The 16,884-nt window shown below is 42.0% G+C and carries 18 protein-coding genes; 12 read left to right on the top strand and 6 right to left on the bottom strand.

Going from position 1 to position 16,884, the window contains the following annotated elements:
* Window positions 1-78: 78 nt before the first annotated feature.
* Window positions 79-831 (top strand): DUF4397 domain-containing protein, encoded by a 753-nt coding sequence (locus EWE74_RS06610; protein ID WP_130140693.1) that lies wholly within the window; start codon window positions 79-81, stop codon window positions 829-831.
* Between the two features lie 44 nt (window positions 832-875).
* Here the strand turns inward: EWE74_RS06610 and EWE74_RS06615 are convergent, their stop codons facing one another.
* Together EWE74_RS06615 and EWE74_RS06620 are read right to left on the bottom strand one after the other, a co-directional pair.
* On the bottom strand, window positions 876-2,141 hold the full coding sequence (locus EWE74_RS06615; RefSeq protein ID WP_130140694.1) for a hypothetical protein: 1,266 nt from the start codon (window positions 2,139-2,141) through the stop codon (window positions 876-878).
* Window positions 2,119-2,739: a Crp/Fnr family transcriptional regulator gene (locus EWE74_RS06620; protein WP_130140695.1), complete on the bottom strand. Its 621-nt coding sequence runs from the start codon at window positions 2,737-2,739 to the stop codon at window positions 2,119-2,121. The genes EWE74_RS06615 and EWE74_RS06620 overlap by 23 nt, the downstream gene beginning before the upstream one ends.
* Window positions 2,740-3,031: 292 nt before the next feature.
* Here EWE74_RS06620 and EWE74_RS06625 point away from each other — a divergent pair, with 292 nt between their 5' ends.
* The 11 genes from EWE74_RS06625 to EWE74_RS06670 all read left to right on the top strand — a co-directional run bounded on the left by EWE74_RS06625 (window position 3,032) and on the right by EWE74_RS06670 (window position 13,066).
* Window positions 3,032-3,484 carry a c-type cytochrome gene (locus EWE74_RS06625; RefSeq protein WP_239018569.1) on the top strand — a complete coding sequence of 151 codons (453 nt, stop codon included), beginning with the start codon at window positions 3,032-3,034 and terminating at the stop codon, window positions 3,482-3,484.
* Window positions 3,485-3,528: 44 nt separating this feature from the next.
* Window positions 3,529-5,511, top strand: coding sequence for a Sec-dependent nitrous-oxide reductase (gene nosZ / locus EWE74_RS06630; protein WP_130140697.1), 1,983 nt, complete (start codon window positions 3,529-3,531; stop codon window positions 5,509-5,511).
* A gap of 20 nt (window positions 5,512-5,531) precedes the next feature.
* Complete coding sequence (locus EWE74_RS21215; protein ID WP_239018570.1) at window positions 5,532-6,152, top strand: hypothetical protein; 621 nt, start codon at window positions 5,532-5,534, stop codon at window positions 6,150-6,152.
* Window positions 6,153-6,605: a nitrous oxide reductase accessory protein NosL gene (locus tag EWE74_RS21220; RefSeq protein WP_206365154.1), complete on the top strand. Its 453-nt coding sequence runs from the start codon at window positions 6,153-6,155 to the stop codon at window positions 6,603-6,605.
* A 58-nt stretch (window positions 6,606-6,663) separates the two neighbouring features.
* On the top strand, window positions 6,664-7,878 hold the full coding sequence (locus tag EWE74_RS06640) for a nitrous oxide reductase family maturation protein NosD (RefSeq protein WP_206365155.1): 1,215 nt from the start codon (window positions 6,664-6,666) through the stop codon (window positions 7,876-7,878).
* 13 nt (window positions 7,879-7,891) lie between these two features.
* Complete coding sequence (locus EWE74_RS06645) at window positions 7,892-8,632, top strand: ABC transporter ATP-binding protein (RefSeq protein WP_130140699.1); 741 nt, start codon at window positions 7,892-7,894, stop codon at window positions 8,630-8,632.
* Window positions 8,622-9,392 (top strand): ABC transporter permease subunit, encoded by a 771-nt coding sequence (locus tag EWE74_RS06650; RefSeq protein ID WP_130140700.1) that lies wholly within the window; start codon window positions 8,622-8,624, stop codon window positions 9,390-9,392. Before EWE74_RS06645 ends, EWE74_RS06650 begins: the two co-directional genes overlap by 11 nt.
* Window positions 9,393-9,529: 137 nt before the next feature.
* A complete protein-coding gene (gene ric, locus EWE74_RS06655) occupies window positions 9,530-10,462 on the top strand; it encodes an iron-sulfur cluster repair di-iron protein (protein WP_130140701.1) in 933 nt (310 codons plus the stop codon).
* A 6-nt stretch (window positions 10,463-10,468) separates the two neighbouring features.
* Window positions 10,469-11,734, top strand: a complete 1,266-nt coding sequence (locus EWE74_RS06660) for a hypothetical protein (protein WP_130140702.1) — start codon at window positions 10,469-10,471, stop codon at window positions 11,732-11,734.
* Entirely contained in the window at window positions 11,731-12,054 is a 324-nt protein-coding gene (locus EWE74_RS06665) for a metal-sulfur cluster assembly factor (RefSeq protein ID WP_130140703.1), read from the top strand. The genes EWE74_RS06660 and EWE74_RS06665 overlap by 4 nt, the downstream gene beginning before the upstream one ends.
* 55 nt (window positions 12,055-12,109) lie before the next feature.
* Entirely contained in the window at window positions 12,110-13,066 is a 957-nt protein-coding gene (locus EWE74_RS06670) for a glycoside hydrolase family 43 protein (protein WP_130140704.1), read from the top strand.
* Between the two features lie 8 nt (window positions 13,067-13,074).
* Here the strand turns inward: EWE74_RS06670 and EWE74_RS06675 are convergent, their stop codons facing one another.
* The 4 genes from EWE74_RS06675 to EWE74_RS06690 all read right to left on the bottom strand — a co-directional run bounded on the left by EWE74_RS06675 (window position 13,075) and on the right by EWE74_RS06690 (window position 16,884).
* Window positions 13,075-13,737, bottom strand: a complete 663-nt coding sequence (locus EWE74_RS06675) for a response regulator transcription factor (RefSeq protein WP_130140705.1) — start codon at window positions 13,735-13,737, stop codon at window positions 13,075-13,077.
* A gap of 11 nt (window positions 13,738-13,748) precedes the next feature.
* A complete protein-coding gene (locus EWE74_RS06680) occupies window positions 13,749-14,531 on the bottom strand; it encodes a sensor histidine kinase (RefSeq protein WP_130140706.1) in 783 nt (260 codons plus the stop codon).
* A gap of 652 nt (window positions 14,532-15,183) precedes the next feature.
* A complete protein-coding gene (locus tag EWE74_RS06685) occupies window positions 15,184-15,918 on the bottom strand; it encodes a hypothetical protein (protein WP_130140707.1) in 735 nt (244 codons plus the stop codon).
* A gap of 303 nt (window positions 15,919-16,221) precedes the next feature.
* Window positions 16,222-16,884 (bottom strand): response regulator transcription factor, encoded by a 663-nt coding sequence (locus EWE74_RS06690; protein ID WP_130140708.1) that lies wholly within the window; start codon window positions 16,882-16,884, stop codon window positions 16,222-16,224.

Consider the following 16,884-nt stretch of genomic DNA (forward strand, 5'->3'; position numbering starts at 1 on the left):
ATAAGCTACTACTTCGCGAAGAGGATCGTAAATAAGCATATAAGAGTTCATTACCATATGGAAAAATGATTTAATACGATGAAAAAGTTATCACTACAATCTTGTTTTTTATTATTTATCACTGTCCTTACCTTCAGCAGCTGTTTGAAAGATAACGATGAAGGTCCGTTGAACAACATGCCTGCGGCAGGCCTTATGTATTTCGTAAATAGCTATGCAGGGGCAGAGTCGGGTTTATTATATCGTCTCGACGGGAATATTATTGGTAACCCGCTCGATGGCAGTCCAATGGTATTAAAGTACCAAACCTTTTCAGGCGCACAGCTGTTGTATCCAGGAAGCCGTAAATTAACGATAACAAACTACAACAACGATCAAACCGTTTTAATCGACACGACCTTAACGATTAAGGTGGACAGCGGCTATACCTCTTTTGTGTATGGTACGAATGAGGAGCCTACATTTGCCATGACACAGGATAAAGTCATCGAAAACCTCCGTCAAAACGAATCCGGTATACGTTTTTTAAACCTAGCAGCTGGTGTAGAAGGTGTGAATTTACTTATTGAAGGTGAAGATGAGCCTCTATACAGCAATAGACCGATAGAAACTGGAGCATCTGTTGTAGCAAACCAAGCTTTCAAAGTACAAAAGAGTGGCGTCTATACGTTCAAAGTCACCGATGCAGATGGCAACGAATTAGTAAAGCGGGAATATAAAAAAGACAATGGAACAGGTTTATTGGACCGTTCTTATTACACCATCATGTTAACAGGCAAACCTGGCGATGAAAAAGCACCATTATACATTGGTGTAGTCGAACACCGTTAACCGTCTCTTAGACCTTTCGGTAGAGATACCTATCTTGTATATCTCTACTGAAAGTTTCTTTGTTTCCATAAAATACCACATACACTGATTACGATAATACCCGAAGCCAATACTAAAAAATGATTAGTAAATGGCACGTAAACCCGCACGAGCCCACCGATTCCTTGTAGCATCAGCACAAATTCATTAAGCACCACACCAATAGCCAATCCCATCATCCACCGGTGCACGATTTTGTTTAAGCGTAGGATATGCATCTGAAAAGCAAAACCTACGATAAAAAGCGAAATAATAACCAGAAGCACTAAATGTAAATAAGCGATCACAATAGGTCGATAGCCATAAACCAGTTGGCTCAACGATGGTATTACAGATGCCGCCTGCAATAGTATTTTAAGAAAAATAGCGCCCATTACCCCTATCCAGATAATTTTAGTTGTTGGGTTTATGGCTTGTAAGGCATTTCCTTCTCTAAAGGAAAGAAACACCTGGCGTACAAACCGAAGCCATATACCCAATTGCAACAAAACGGTAGCCACTACAATCACATATAGCCAATCGGGGAAGGCCTTCCACCACAAAACGGAAAGGAAATAGGCCGGAATAACACACGAAAAAAATAACCAAAAAAGTCGTTTGGTGCACGCCACTACACCACTGCTAGCATAAAGCCAATAGAGAAATAAACCTAAACAGACAAATAGAAACCAACCATTGTATTGAAAATGGAGATAAAAATATACCGAAGCTAATTGCTTTAGCGGATCCAACTGTTGTGTAGCCATCAGCCGTACCAGTGAAAACGTTCCTAATGACGATAAAACCGAAAAGAACAAGGCGGCTTTAAACCAATATTTCACAACCGCGGGAATGGTAGATCGTCCGATATCTCGCCAACCGATTCCTGCAAAAATAAACGATATAAATAGCGTTAACGTCGAAAAAATGATTGCATAAAGCCCATATCCCTGCAACGTAAAACAAACAAGCATCCCAAAAGATGCCAACAGATTAGCCGTAATGATATATTGATAACGCGATGGCAACGGATCATTCGCACGTAAGCGAAATATCGCCATCAACATCAAAACCATTAAAGCATGGGACACCCAACCGGAAAAAGCAAAGTGTGAATGCGCATGCATAATATACTTTTGATTAACCCAGGCGAGGGGAAAAATAGTTTTTAGGCGCATCAAAAGTCCAAAACCTGCCACAATCAACAAATTTAAGACCGCCACAATAAGCCAATGGCGAACGGTATTTTTTTGAATAAAACCTAGCATATTACGAAATCCCTCCAATACCATCTGCGGGTATAAACACTTTCCCTCTAACGATGCTCACACGTTCGTTACGTTCCATATTTTTGATCGCCCTTATAATAGTTTCCACCCGTAGACCGGTCATGTTTGCCAATTGTTGCCGTGTCAACATCAAACGGTTACAATCCTGGCAAATCAATTTCTTTTCCTGGTTCAGATATTGAATCAGGGAGGTAATGATATCCTCCGGACAATTTCGACTAACAATGTCTGTCAACATGAACTTGAAACGCAGATCGCTTGCCATTGATCTGGTAAAATCAAAATGAATGGCCGGATGTTCTTCCAATAATTGCTTAAACGTATCCACTCGCAACCGCAATAAGGTACAGGCTATATCAGAAATAGCGCTCGCCGCATATACGCCATCGTCAAAAAAAGGCAACTCTCCAAAAATATCACCGGGTTCAACAATCTTATGGAGCACTTCTCGGCCATCGTCCATGAGGTTACACCATCTGATACGCCCCTCCACCAATTGGTAATAATAAGTTGCAACGCCACCTTCATTAAAAATAATCTCTCCAGGCTCGGTTTTCCGATAAGCTGCTCCGTTTTTCAAAAGTAAATCGACAGGAATCATAAGTCGCTATTATATAGATTACTTGTTTACAAATTAAATGCTTCTCTCCCATAAAACAACTGATGGAAGTCATTCCAAGAAGTGACAAGAATCAATTAAACACCTAATCCATTAATAAACAACAACTTAACCTTTACAAAACCAGATTCAATTGCCTATACCAACCACTTTATGACTAAACGCATAAAATGCACCTTGTATCCTGCGGTAGATTTGTAAAACAAATACAAAAAGAAATATTTAAAGGGTAACTAACGAGAGAAATACGATGAAAAAATTAATGACGCTTTGCATGATTGGCATATTGCTATATGCCTGTACTTCAAACAGTAACAACGATCAACAAACTAAACGTTCCTTCCCGGAAGAAAAAACCAAAACGTCTGACGCAAGCACATATGACCCTAAGCGTGGCGAAGGAAAATTTGATGCTGTGGAGGTGGGAGACCAGCTAGATGTGGCTATGGCCAAAGAAGGCAAAACTATTGCCGACGTAAAGTGTGCCAGTTGCCATAAATATACAGAGGAGCGTTTGGTAGGGCCAGGATGGGCCGGTGTTTCTGAAAAACATAAGCCCGAATGGATCATGAACTTCATTACAAACCCGGATCCGATGATTGATAAAGATCCAGAATTACAGGCGCAATTAGAATTGTGTTTAGTGCGCATGCCTAACCAAAATCTAAGCGAGACCGAAGCTCGAAGTATTTTAGAATTCATGCGTCAAAACGATGGTGTAAAATAATTCAAAAGGAATTAATTAATTGTTAGCACAAAATATATAAAACAATGAGACTAAAACAGTATCTAGTATTAAGCCTTGCTGCAGCGACAATGGCCACCTCCTTTCAAGCTTGTCGGCCTAAAGGAGCCAGCAATGCCGTCACGGGCGATGCAGCACAGCGGACGTATATTCCACCTGGGCAGTATGATGAATTTTATAACTTTGCTTCGGGAGGATTCAGCGGACAGATGAGTGTATACGGATTGCCTAGCGGTCGTTTATTTCGCGTTATTCCTGTCTTTTCTGTAGATCCAGAAAAAGGCTGGGGATTCAGCGAAGAAACTAAACCTATGCTGCAAACCTCTCATGGCTTCGTTCCGTGGGATGACCTACACCATATCGAAGCATCTTTTACAGATGGTATGCCCGATGGTAAATGGATGTTTGCCAATTCCAACAATACCCCACGCTTGGCCAGAATTAACCTACAGACTTTCCGCACTGACGAAATCATTGAGATTCCCAACACCGGCGGAAACCACTGTTCACCGTTCACCACCGAGAATTCAGAGTACGTTATCGCTGCGACGCGGTTCAGTGTTCCTCCCGATGGGCCGGAGAGCGATGTGCCCATCGAGTCCTATAAGGAAAACTTTAAAGGGCATATTAGCTTCGTCAGTGTGGACAAAGAGAGTGGCGAGTTTGACATTGCCTTTCAGCTAAAAACGCCCGGTTTAAATTTTGACCTTTCGGGTGCTGGTAAGGGTGTGTCCAACGGCTGGTTGTTCCTAAGTTGCTACAACTCCGAACAAGCTCATAGTTTACTGGAGGTTAATGCTTCTCAAAATGATAAAGATTTCATCTTGGCTATTAACTGGAAAAAAGCCGAAGAATATTTTAAAGCCGGAAGGGGTACAAAACAAACTAATGTACGTTATGCCCATAACAAATGGGATGAGCACACCCATTCGGCTACGCACGAAATGAAAACGGAGGTTACGGTTCTTGATATTGCAGATTTTGAAGACTTGGCTTATTTGATCCCTTGTCCTAAATCACCTCATGGTGCAGACGTAAGTCCTACAGGTGAATATATTGTCGCTAGTGGTAAACTTGCTGCTTTAATTCCTGTATTCAGTTTTGAGAAATTACAAAACGCGATTAACAATAAAGATTTTGAAAACGAGGCATACGTCGGCATCCCTGTTGTAAAATATGAATCAGCCCTACACGGTGAGGTACAGAAGCCAGGCTTGGGGCCGTTGCATACAGAGTTTGATGAGAAAGGAAATGCTTACACGTCATTTTTCGTTTCTTCGGAAATTGTAAAATGGAACATCGAAACGCTAGAGGTTTTGGACAGGCAACCTACTTATTATTCTGTTGGGCATTTGATGGTAGCCGGTGGCAATGCAAAGAAACCATACGGCAAATATTTGGTTGCTTACAACAAAATTACGAAAGACCGCTTCTTACCTACGGGTCCGGAACTCTGTCATAGTGCACAGTTGTTTGATATCAGTGGCGATAAAATGGAATTGTTGCTTGACTTCCCGACTATCGGAGAGCCACACTACGCACAAGCATTACCTGCCGATTTATTGATGGAGAAATCTTTGCAGATATACGATATCAATGCAAACAAACACCCCTACAAAACAAATGGTGAAGCAGAAGCAAAAGTGATACGCGAAGGTAATATTGTACGGGTTTACATGACCACGATACGCTCACACATTACACCAGACGTTATTGAAGGCATCCAATTAGGAGACGAAGTTTACTTCCATGTCACAAACTTGGAACAGGATTGGGATATGCCTCACGGTTTCGCTATTAAAGGCGCAAATAATTCGGAACTTCTGGTTATGCCCGGCGAGACGACTACATTAAAATGGGTTCCTGACCGTGTGGGTATCTTCCCGTTCTATTGCACGGATTTCTGTTCGGCTTTACACCAGGAAATGTCTGGTTATGTAAGGGTCTCCGCAAAAGGAAGTAGTGTTCCTATTAAATACTATACCGGCGAAAGTAAACCTACGACGTAACTATCTAACTTATATACAACGTGAAAAATTCAACACCTATAACATCCGCAAACCGCATCATACTCCTGGTATGCAGTCTTGCATTAGTTGCAGTTATCTTCCTCCCTATTTGGCGTATAGAGCTGGATGCAGCACAATATCCGGAAGGGCTGGAATTACAGATATACAGCAATAAGCTAGCCGGTAATGTGGAAATTATTAACGGGTTGAATCACTACATCGGCATGAAAACGCTTCATGCCGATGATTTCATCGAATTTACCGTCCTCCCCTATATCATTGGTTTCTTTGCATTCAGTTTCTTAATAGTTACGATAAGCGGTAAAAGAAAATGGGTATATGTATTATTTGCGGCCTTCCTGTTATTTGGGATTGTAGCTATGGTCGACTTTTATAGATGGTTATACAATTACGGCCATGATCTCGACCCTAACGCACCTATTATCGTTCCCGGCATGGCCTATCAGCCTCCGCTTATCGGCTTTAAGCAATTGCTCAACTTTGGCGCATTCTCCATTCCAGATATAGGAGGATGGATCTTTATCGGCGTCGGCATGTTGCTGGCGTATTGCACTGGACGAGAAATATGGTTAGCGAAAGAAACAACACAGTCTTCGAAAATTTCTAAAAATAACGCATAGATGAAAACAAAATACTTCTTTTTCAACATATTCGCGCTGCTCGCATTTTGTGTTCTGATAGGTACGCAAGCCTGCACAAGCAACGCCGGCCCGCAACCTATTCAATATGGAAAAGACCAATGCGTATATTGCAAGATGACCATCAGTGACGCCCGATTTGGCACACAGCTGGTTACCAAGAAAGGACGCGCCTATAATTTTGACGACGTGCAATGTATGATTGCCTATGTCGAAGATGGAGATATAAACCGGGAGGATATTGCGGCCTTCTATCTGCCAGATTTCAACACCAGCGAGCTTAAACCTGCAGAAGAAATGTTTTATCTGAAAAGTGAAGACTTGAAAAGCCCTATGCGAGGTGATATTGCCGCATTTGTCCGTAAAAGTGATATGGAAGAGACATTAAATGAGGTTGGCGGTACGCCACTCACATGGGATGATCTTTGGGAATAAAAATATTTCGATGAAGAGTTTTCTATTCTATATATTGATTACATGCGTTTGTTTATGTATGGTAGTTGGCCCGACAGGTGCCACTACCATTCATGTTGGTAAACAGCATGCCATATCATCCATTATACAAGCCATCGCGAAAGCCAAAAACGGCGATACGATCATGGTGCATGGCGGGCTTTATCAAGAAGAAAATATTCTTATCACCAAAAGCCTGACCCTTATCGGGAAGAACAATCCCGTCATCGACGCACAAAAAAAACACGAACCTGTTTCCATAAAAGCAAACTATGTTACGATAAAGGGGTTCACTATTAAAAATTCCGCCCATTCTTCCCTGAAAGACATTGCCGCCGTCAAAGTGTATAACGGTAGCCATATTGCCATAGAAAATAATATACTGGACAACAATTTCTTCGGGATCTATCTACAGAATGCAAAAAATTGCCGAATTGAAAATAACCGGCTCCAGACATACGGAGAAACGGAACGCTTGGTCGGAAATGGTATCCATGCCTGGAAAAGTGATAGTATAGCTATCCTCAACAATGAAATTGCCGGACATCGCGACGGTATTTATCTGGAATTTGTAACCCATACACAGGTAGACCGAAATAGGGCACAAAACAATCTCCGCTATGGCCTGCATTTTATGTTTTCGCATGACAACCAATACCACTATAATACATTCAAAGCCAACGGAGCAGGTGTAGCGGTAATGTATACCCAGCGCATGCGCATGGAACATAACATCTTTGAAGAGAATTGGGGAGATGCCACCTATGGACTCCTACTCAAAGACATCACCGACAGTTATATTCAAAACAATACATTCGTTAAGAACACGACAGGTATCTTCATGGAAGGCAGCAACCGCATCCAAATACAGCAAAACAGTTTTGAAAACAACGGTTGGGCCATCAAGATATTCACCAGCTGTATGCATAACACGTTAAGCAGGAATACCTTTATCCAAAACACCTTTGACGTTGCTACTAATGGCGGTAAAATGACCAATACGTTTAACGGTAATTATTGGGATCAATATGAAGGATATGACCTAAACAAAGACGGTATCGGCGATGTGCCGCATCATCCGGTTAGCCTTTTCTCCATGCTCGTCGAACGATACCCAGCGGCTATGTTACTTTTCCGCAGTTTTATGGTTACGTTATTTGATCGCAGTGAAAAAATGATTCCAAGTTTGACACCGGAAAATTTAAAAGACGAAAATCCGTTAATGAAACCCGATAAAAGAACAGTAATTAGATGAAATCTGCTATACGATGATTAAAATTGAGAAACTTTCTAAACATTTTGGTAAGCTACAGGTATTAAAGGACATCGATTTGTCCCTAACACCGGGTCAATGTATTTCACTCATCGGCCCTAATGGCAGTGGAAAGACGACATTAATCAAAACCATTCTGGGCATGGTCGTTCCCAGTTCCGGCAATATTTACGTTGAAGGTAAAAATATCAACAGGGAATGGGCCTACCGCAGCGACATAGGCTATATGCCGCAAAAAGGCGAGTACCCCGAGAACATGAGCATTGGCCAAGTATTGGACATGATGATCGATATACGCAAAACACCTTCTCACCTACTCGACAACGAACTCTACGAAAAATTTGAAATCGAGACCATGTTAGACAAACGTATGCGCACCCTATCTGGTGGAACACGACAAAAAGTGAGTGCCTGTCTTGCTTTTATGTTTAATCCGAAAGTGTTGATTCTGGATGAACCCACAGCTGGATTAGACCCTGTGGCTACAGAAATCCTCAAAGAGAAAATTATCCGGGAAAAAGAGAAAAACAAACTTATTTTGATTACGTCACATGTATTGAGTGACTTGGATGATCTCGTTTCCCAAATCATCTATATGCAAGACGGCGAGCTGCGTTTTCATAAATCTCTTGCGGAATTGAAAGCGGATACCGGCACCGATAAATTATCCAGAGCGATCGCCCACGTTATGGGATATAAAACGATGTTTACCAAAGAAGTTATCCATGAACAATAAGATTATCAAGTACGTTATTTCCGATCTGTTGCGTAATCGCACCATACTGTTCTACACCTTGGTGCTTCTTACACTTTCTCTCAGTATCTTCCTCATGGAAGACAATACCGACAAAGGCATCGCCAGTATGCTTAACCTGGTTCTTTTTGTCGTGCCGCTGGTTTGTATTGTATTTTCAAGCATTTACCTGTACAACAGTGCTGAATTTATTGCACTGCTCGTCAGCCAGCCTCTAAAACGGCAAAGTATATGGCTCAGCATATTCATGGGGCTCGCTACTGCTATGACACTGGCTTTTTTTATTGGTGTAGGTATCCCTACCTTTATCTTTGCCTATAGCTTATCGGGCATCACACTCGTTATCGGCGGCCTATTATTATCCCTGATATTTGTATCCATCGCAACATGGACCGCGGTACGTATCCGGGATAAATCTAAAGGCATTGGTTTGGCTATCATTTTATGGTTGTACTTCGCGTTGATTTTTGATGCCATGTTGCTGTTTCTGCTATTTCAATTTGCCGACTATCCTATCGAAAAAATGATGATCGCCGTATCGATGCTTAATCCGATAGACATCAGCCGTATCTTAATTTTATTAGAAATAGACCTGTCCGCGATGATGGGTTATACGGGAGCTATCTTTCGGGATTTCTTCGGCACGCATATAGGCATGCTCATTACGGTTCTAGTCATGTTAATGTGGACAGCTTTGCCGTTGTGGTTCGCGACAAGGCATTTCAAGAAGAAAGATCTTTAATGTTACTTTTTACGGAAAAAAGAACAGAAAAAAAACATTATTCTGACATGTGTTGAAGCCAATATGAGTCCACGCATAAAACACTATACATCAACAACATAACTTTGTGTAATAATTCACATTAATACATAAATGCCATGATAAAAACAGCCATATTAAATGTCACTACGATTGAACCACGATTAAAGCATCCAACTATATTTGCGCATTTCGATGCTTTAGAAGGTGGTGAGTCTTTTATTATCGTGAACGACCACGATCCACGTCCATTATATTACCAATTACTAGGCGAAAGAGGTAACATCTTTACTTGGGAATACCTGGAATCTGGCCCGGAATGGTGGCGGGTAAACATTGCGAAGCCGGCTGCTGAAAGCAAACCAGAAACCGTAGGGGGAATTGCAGCTGCCGATATGCGCAAAGCAGCGGTTTTCAAAAAACTAGGGATAGATTTCTGCTGTGGTGGAAAGGTCACGTTAAAAGAAGCCGCTGCTACCGCAGGTCTCACGGAAGAAGCTTTACGTCATGAACTCGCAAAAAGTGAAACCCAGGAGAACGTACCTGTACACCTCAATTTCAATGGATGGGATATTGCCTTTCTTGCCGACTATATCAAAAACATACATCACGGCTACATCCGCGAATTCGGCCCTATTATAGAACAACTGGCCAACAAGGTTGCATCCCGGCACGGTAATGAAAGCCCTGAACTCGTTGGGTTTGCAAAAGACACGCACCATCTCATGGCCGATCTGTACCAACATATTGAGAAAGAAGAAGCACTTCTATTCCCCGCCACCAAAGATTTATCTTCACTTGAAAACGAAGAGATCAAACGGATTATCGACGAACTGCAACATGAACACGAGGATGCCGGAGCAGAATTGGTCCATTTCCGGAAATTAACAAAAGATTATGAACTTCCGGCACATGCCTGCAATTCCTATACCTATCTCTATGAGCAGATGAAAGCTTTCGAACAGGATTTATTCCAACACATCCACCTGGAAAATAATATTTTGTTTCCAAAGGTTATCGAAGCCTGTCGTGAACAGCTCCATGCCGAGTAAAGCAGAATGGCCGATATATTTGTAAACAAAGCACCTAAAGAACTCGCCGTTATTCCTTTTTACGGAACAGCGGCCGTGTTCTTTTTATTGCTTTGCATTCTTCTTTTTCTTTCCGCTACGAAACTTACCGGTCATTATTTCGATCCGTCAATCTTAGCGATTGTACATACGGCCGCATTAGGTTGGGGGACGATGGTTATTTTCGGCGCAGCGTATCAGCTACTCCCCGTTATATGCGAACGCGAATTGTTTAGCACAAAATTAGCATTTCTATCCTATCTCCTATTAACCATCGGTACCTGCGGCATGATCTGGTCCTTTTGGAGGTTTGACATGGGATGGTTCATGATTATATCGGGAATCTGTGTCGTATGTAGTAGCTACTTATACACATTCAATCTTTATCAAACAACTAACGACTCCAATAAATCGCAGGTAAATCAACATTTCTTGCTACTCTCTGCCTTTTGGCTCTGTTTTACGACAACGGTCGGTCTACTGCTTGCCATCAATCTTCGATATAGGTTTATCCCTCAAAACCACCTAGATATTCTTAAACTACATGCACATGCAGGTATCGCAGGTTGGTTTTTACAATTGATATGCGGTGTAGGTGCGAAACTTATTCCAATGTTCCTATTGGGAAAATCCAAAAAAATGAGGTTATTATATGCTGCATTGATCCTACAAAACGTGGGACTTATTCTTTTTCTAGCGGACGGCTATTTTAATCCCATTAGCTTACGCATGCTGATGTATGCTACATTAATAGCATCGGGAACCGCCTGTTGGTTGATTTATATCATCGACACTTACAAACACCGTGCACGCAAAAAGGTAGATATGTTAATGAAACATGCCGGTCTCTCATCCTTATGTTTAAGTCTTGCTTTTATGTTTATTCCGGTTCTCCTCCTATATCCGCAAACAAAATGGGCTTCCCTATATGGTACCTTGATTTTTTTAGGATGGATTACGGGTATTATCCTCGGCAAAACATTTAAAACGCTTCCGTTTATCATTTGGAACAAACGATATAAAAACCTAAACGGGAAAATAAAAATACCCATGCCAAAGGATCTCTATCACGGCGGGTTGATTCCTTATCAATATTATCTATACCTTAGCACATTATTACTCACGTGCGCGGGTATTGTTTTAGAACAAGCTACTCTATTACAGATAACCGGGATTCTTTGGATTATCGTCTCTTTAGTATATGGTTATAATGTTTTTCATGTTATATTTCATAAAAGCCGAGTGACACTATGATATCGTTGACAAACCCTTATGCACAAGAGGAGCTTCGGGCGAATCTTGCCCTCATGGAGGTCATCGACCCCGAGTTGAACATTAACATCGTGGATATGGGTTTAGTGTACGGACTTGATTTTAACGATCCGAAGGCCATTACCGTGCGCATGACACTTTCCACCCCCCATTGTCCGATGGGCGACGCCATAGAACAAGGTGTTATCAACGTTTTGCAGCGAGCTTTTCCAGAACGCCAAACAAAAATCAACTTGGTATGGGAACCCGAATGGAGCATCGACAACATCAGCGAAGCAGGAAAAGCACAATTAGGATTATAAATATGTAAAAAAGTGATTATTTTTCTATCTTTAAAACGAATATAATCCGAGCACAATGAATAAAGCAACGTTTTTCACCTGTTTTTATCTCTTATTCGTATGGTCAAATGTATCCGCACAGCAGAACCCTGTTTTCCCTGGGTGGTATGCGGATCCAGAAGGCATTGTATACGACAACACCTATTGGGTTTTCCCAACCTACTCCGCACCATACGAACAGCAGGTATTATTCGATGCTTTTTCTTCTAAAGATTTGGTTACCTGGGAAAAACATCCTCGGATTATCGACACGTCGGAAGTGAAATGGGCAAAAAAGGCTATGTGGGCGCCTAGTATTATCGAAAAAGATGGAAAGTATTATTTTTTCTTTGCCGCGAATGATGTCCACGAAGGGGAAATTGGTGGCATAGGCGTCTCGGTTGCTGACCGCCCCGAAGGTCCTTACAAAGATTTGCTTGGTAAACCGTTGATTAATGACATTGTCCATGGCGCACAACCCATCGACCAGTTTGTTTTTAAAGATAAAGACGGTCAATATTATATGTACTACGGCGGATGGAAACATTGTAATGTCGTGAAACTTAGTGACGATTTTAAAAGTTTAGTACCTTTTGAGGACGGCACCATCTATAAAGAAGTGACACCCGAAAACTATGTGGAAGGTCCTTTCATGTTTATCCGAAACAACAAGTACTATTTCATGTGGTCAGAAGGCGGCTGGACCGGACCAGATTATAAAGTCGCCTACGCGATAGCCGATAGTCCGTTTGGCCCTTTTAAACGCATTGCAACTATTTTGGAACAAGATAAGGATATCGCTACCGGTGCGGGACATCATTCGGTTATCAAAATCCCTAACGAGGATACTTACTATATCGTTTATCATCGCAGACCGCTCGATAAGACGGAGGCGCACGAACGGGAGACCTGTATCGAACCCATGACTTTTGACGAACAGGGTTATATTAATCCGGTGAAAATGACTTTTGAGGGGGTTAAGCATCCGTTGTAGGAGCATCCCTAATCCAATTTAACAATGCCGTTTTTGATGGCATACATCGCCAGACCGGTTCGGGTTTTCAGCTGCAGTTTTTCGCATACCGCATTGCGATAACCTTCTACGGTACGGACACTGACGCACATCTCGTCCGCTATTTCTGCATAAGACTTTTCCGAACATATCTGCTTCAGGAATGTAATCTCCCGATCGGTCAGTTTTACAAAAGTTTGGATATCACTTGCCTCCGTCAGCGCCTGTATAGAAAACAACACTTTGTGGGTAATCAGTTCATTAAAGAAATAACCGACAGTCAGTACCTCCTCAAACGCTCTTTTAAGCTCGCTAGGTTCGGCATCCTTGAGCACATAACCTTTGGCACCATGCCGGATCATCTTGATGATGGCCGACTCCGCATCCATGGTACTCAGCGCCAGTATTTTGATCGACGGATGGTTGATCCGCAACCACTCTGCCGTGGCATAGCCGTCCATTTCCGGCATACTGATATCGAGCAGGGCGATATCCGGTAACTGCTCTACTTCCTGCAAGCGATGGATCAAATCCCTTCCATTGGAAGCTTCCAAAATTACGTTGTAACCCGGGAAACCATTGATAAGCCCGGCCAGTCCTTTGCGAAAAAGGGCGTGGTCGTCTACGATGGCAATATGTTTGGTATTCGTCATTATCTTTAATATTAGTTATAAGGAACATGCAGTATGATCGTTGTACCTTCTCCAGCAATACTTTGGATGTCGGCAAGGCCACCCATCAGTGCTGCCCGGGTTCTGATATTTTGCAAACCAAGTCCGCCTGTTGTGCCTTTTTCGGTGTTGAAACCAATGCCGTTGTCCTGAATATGAATGCGTAATTCACTTTCAGCAAAGTCGAACAAGATTTTTATTTCTGTAGCTTGTGCATGTTTCAAGATATTTTGTAAACTCTCCTGCACGATGCGGAAAACGATTGTCTTGCGCTGTTCAGGAAGCGTATTTTCCTCACCTTCCGTATGCAGATGACACCGCATCAATCCATTACGCCCTATACGCTGTAATTCGTGGCTTACCGCCTGCACCAGCGATATCCACTGCAGTCGCTCGCTGCTCAAACTTTTGGCGATATCCCGCAGGTCGGTCATGGCTTGCCCCACATTGGACTTGATATCTTCAAGCAAATCCTTATCAGCCTCAGTGCTTTGCCTGGCAATGTTAAGCTGCACTTTAGCTAAACTTAGCAATTGCCCCACGTTATCGTGTATCTCCCGACTGATGGAATCAAAGGTCTCCTCCTGCATTTCCAGTCGCGATTCCAACAATTGCTTCTGATACGCTTCAGACATCGCTTTTTTCTCTTCCCGGTATCGGAATTTACGCCGTTGATGGTTGAACATAATCAATACCATTACGCACAGCAAAGCCATGAACAGCACGACCACCGTAATGATGACAGCTAAGATCTCTTGGTAATGGTCAACTGGCATATAAAGGCATAGGTAAACAGGGAATACATCACGATATTGGAAATTTGTAAGGGTATTTTCAGCAATCGCGCTAAATCATTTTGGTGTTTAGTAAGAAAATTAAACATTCCCATATACGGTACACCACAAGTATAAAAGAAAATTAGTCCAATAGCAATCCAAAATTCACTACAGTTTCGCAACATAATCGGTTCGGCAGCATTCAGCAATTGGTAACAGTATACAATTGCAAAAAACACAATAAATACTCCACCTACCATGTATACGTAACTATTCCATTCGTTAAGATTAAACATAAAGAACACCAACAAATACCATAGCGCCGGATACAAGTATAGAAACACACGAATAATTTTCCGCACAGAATGCGATTGACTAATTTGTAGAAAATAGTACGCGAAAGCCAAATACTGCCCTAGTATAAAACAATTATATATATGTGCATTAGTTTTATCTGGCAAAAATTCTCTTTTATAGAAAACACCCCACGCTATGAAGCCTGTATATAGAACTATTAGAGCAATAACACGAATAGGTGAAGGTAGTCCTCGCTTTAGGCTTAACGATGGCAATTAATACAGCCATCGTTAACACACTGAGATAAATAACATGTGTTATATTCATCAAATCACGGAATTACATCTCTTTTGGTTTATATATTTCCGCGCGGATAAGGAGGAATCGGATCCCCTGTATTTAAACCACTGACGCCGCCCCGGCTCTTCGCAGCGACTAATCCTTTCACGAGTCCTTCGTTTTGGATCGCGATGGTGCTAAGGTATCGTTCGCGGTCTATCGTCTCGAAATCAGTTTCCTGGTTGTTTTTGTCAACATAGGTAAAGAGGATCGTGAGGCGCTGTAGAATTCTGTCTTCTTTCTCCCGCGCAATGCGTTCTTCGGTTTCTTCATCGCCTAATGACACAATTTTGGTCGTAATACCGGCAATGGTACCGCGTTCGGTCTGATAAGCTATCTCTCTCCTTATTTCACTAATTGTCTCCTTATTGAAATGAACAAGCTCCGTTTCTCCGTATGTAGCATCCGTGGTTTTGTCCAAAACCGTCTTTATACCCTTTTTATAATTGTTTTTCAACTCCTCTACGTCGATACTGTTGGCTATTTTCGCGAACGAACCATCCGGATTCAATTGATAGTAATCTCCAACATCTTTAAAATCTTGGTCGGCACTAACAAACAGCAATCGCAACGTAGCTTCATCCTGTTTTTCCGCGGCGAAATGAACATTAATACCCGAATCTTTGGAGAGGGCTTCGATGACCTCGAGGAAACGTTTTACTGGAGTATTGGTGAACTGCTCGGTTATATTGGGGTAGCCCGCTTTAGATAGAGCCTCTTTTTTGTGTCTAGAGAACCAATCGGCTCGCATTTCAACATAGGTTTTTTGAATGAAGACGTTTGAAGGGAGGGGTTGATAATTTTCAGCTGGTTTTGTTTCAGCTATGCTAGTGCTGATATCCGGCAAAATTGAAAAATTCTCCGAATGACAACTAATTAAGCTAGTCAAAAAGAAGCAACCTAATGATAGTTTGATGATTTGATACATGGTTTTTGTTATTAACGGTAAAAAATATTGCTAGTTAAATACAGTTCCAAGTTACCATATTATTTCATCATTTTGCAACAGATATGCAAAAAAAGGCATAAACAGATTATCTTATTCACAAGAAAGTTAGTCTAATCTTACAATCCCATTTTTGATGGCATACATCGCTAGACCGGTCCGGGTTTTCAGCTGTAGTTTTTCGCATACCGCATTGCGATAACCTTCTACGGTACGGACACTGACGCACATCTCGTCCGCTATTTCTGCATAGTTCTTTTCCGAACAGATCTGCTTCAGGAATGTAATCTCCCGATCGGTCAGTTTTACAAAAGTTTGGATATCACTTGCCTCCGTCAGCGCCTGTATAGAAAACAACACTTTGTGGGTAATCAGTTCATTAAAGAAATAACCGACAGTCAGTACCTCCTCAAACGCTCTTTTAAGCTCGCTAGGTTCGGCATCCTTGAGCACATAACCTTTGGCACCATGCCGGATCATCTTGATGATGGCCGACTCCGCATCCATGGTACTCAGCGCCAGTATTTTGACCGACGGATGGTTGATCCGCAACCACTCTGCCGTGGCATAGCCGTCCATTTCCGGCATACTGATATCGAGCAGGGCGATATCCGGTAACTGCTCTACTTCCTGCAAGCGATGGATCAAATCCCTTCCATTGGAAGCTTCCAAAATTACGTTGTAACCCGGGAAACCGTTGATAAGTCCGGTTAGTCCTTTGCGAAAAAGGGCATGGTCGTCTACGATGGCAATATGTTGGGTATTCGTCAT

It is taken from the genome of Sphingobacterium corticibacterium (assembly GCF_004208525.1).
Lineage (GTDB): Bacteria > Bacteroidota > Bacteroidia > Sphingobacteriales > Sphingobacteriaceae > Sphingobacterium > Sphingobacterium corticibacterium.

What these genes read in the sequence shown, in the direction of transcription:
- EWE74_RS06610 (WP_130140693.1), top strand. Translation starts at nt 79, where the DNA reads ATGAAAAAGTTATCACTACAATCTTGTTTTTTATTATTTATCACTGTC.
- EWE74_RS06615 (WP_130140694.1), bottom strand. Translation starts at nt 2,141, where the DNA reads ATGGTATTGGAGGGATTTCGTAATATGCTAGGTTTTATTCAAAAAAAT.
- EWE74_RS06620 (WP_130140695.1), bottom strand. Translation starts at nt 2,739, where the DNA reads ATGATTCCTGTCGATTTACTTTTGAAAAACGGAGCAGCTTATCGGAAA.
- EWE74_RS06625 (WP_239018569.1), top strand. Translation starts at nt 3,032, where the DNA reads ATGATTGGCATATTGCTATATGCCTGTACTTCAAACAGTAACAACGAT.
- nosZ (WP_130140697.1), top strand. Translation starts at nt 3,529, where the DNA reads ATGAGACTAAAACAGTATCTAGTATTAAGCCTTGCTGCAGCGACAATG.
- EWE74_RS21220 (WP_206365154.1), top strand. Translation starts at nt 6,153, where the DNA reads ATGAAAACAAAATACTTCTTTTTCAACATATTCGCGCTGCTCGCATTT.
- EWE74_RS06640 (WP_206365155.1), top strand. Translation starts at nt 6,664, where the DNA reads ATGGTAGTTGGCCCGACAGGTGCCACTACCATTCATGTTGGTAAACAG.
- EWE74_RS06645 (WP_130140699.1), top strand. Translation starts at nt 7,892, where the DNA reads ATGATTAAAATTGAGAAACTTTCTAAACATTTTGGTAAGCTACAGGTA.
- EWE74_RS06650 (WP_130140700.1), top strand. Translation starts at nt 8,622, where the DNA reads ATGAACAATAAGATTATCAAGTACGTTATTTCCGATCTGTTGCGTAAT.
- ric (WP_130140701.1), top strand. Translation starts at nt 9,530, where the DNA reads ATGATAAAAACAGCCATATTAAATGTCACTACGATTGAACCACGATTA.
- EWE74_RS06660 (WP_130140702.1), top strand. Translation starts at nt 10,469, where the DNA reads ATGGCCGATATATTTGTAAACAAAGCACCTAAAGAACTCGCCGTTATT.
- EWE74_RS06665 (WP_130140703.1), top strand. Translation starts at nt 11,731, where the DNA reads ATGATATCGTTGACAAACCCTTATGCACAAGAGGAGCTTCGGGCGAAT.
- EWE74_RS06670 (WP_130140704.1), top strand. Translation starts at nt 12,110, where the DNA reads ATGAATAAAGCAACGTTTTTCACCTGTTTTTATCTCTTATTCGTATGG.
- EWE74_RS06675 (WP_130140705.1), bottom strand. Translation starts at nt 13,737, where the DNA reads ATGACGAATACCAAACATATTGCCATCGTAGACGACCACGCCCTTTTT.
- EWE74_RS06680 (WP_130140706.1), bottom strand. Translation starts at nt 14,531, where the DNA reads ATGCCAGTTGACCATTACCAAGAGATCTTAGCTGTCATCATTACGGTG.
- EWE74_RS06685 (WP_130140707.1), bottom strand. Translation starts at nt 15,918, where the DNA reads ATGCGAGCCGATTGGTTCTCTAGACACAAAAAAGAGGCTCTATCTAAA.
- EWE74_RS06690 (WP_130140708.1), bottom strand. Translation starts at nt 16,884, where the DNA reads ATGACGAATACCCAACATATTGCCATCGTAGACGACCATGCCCTTTTT.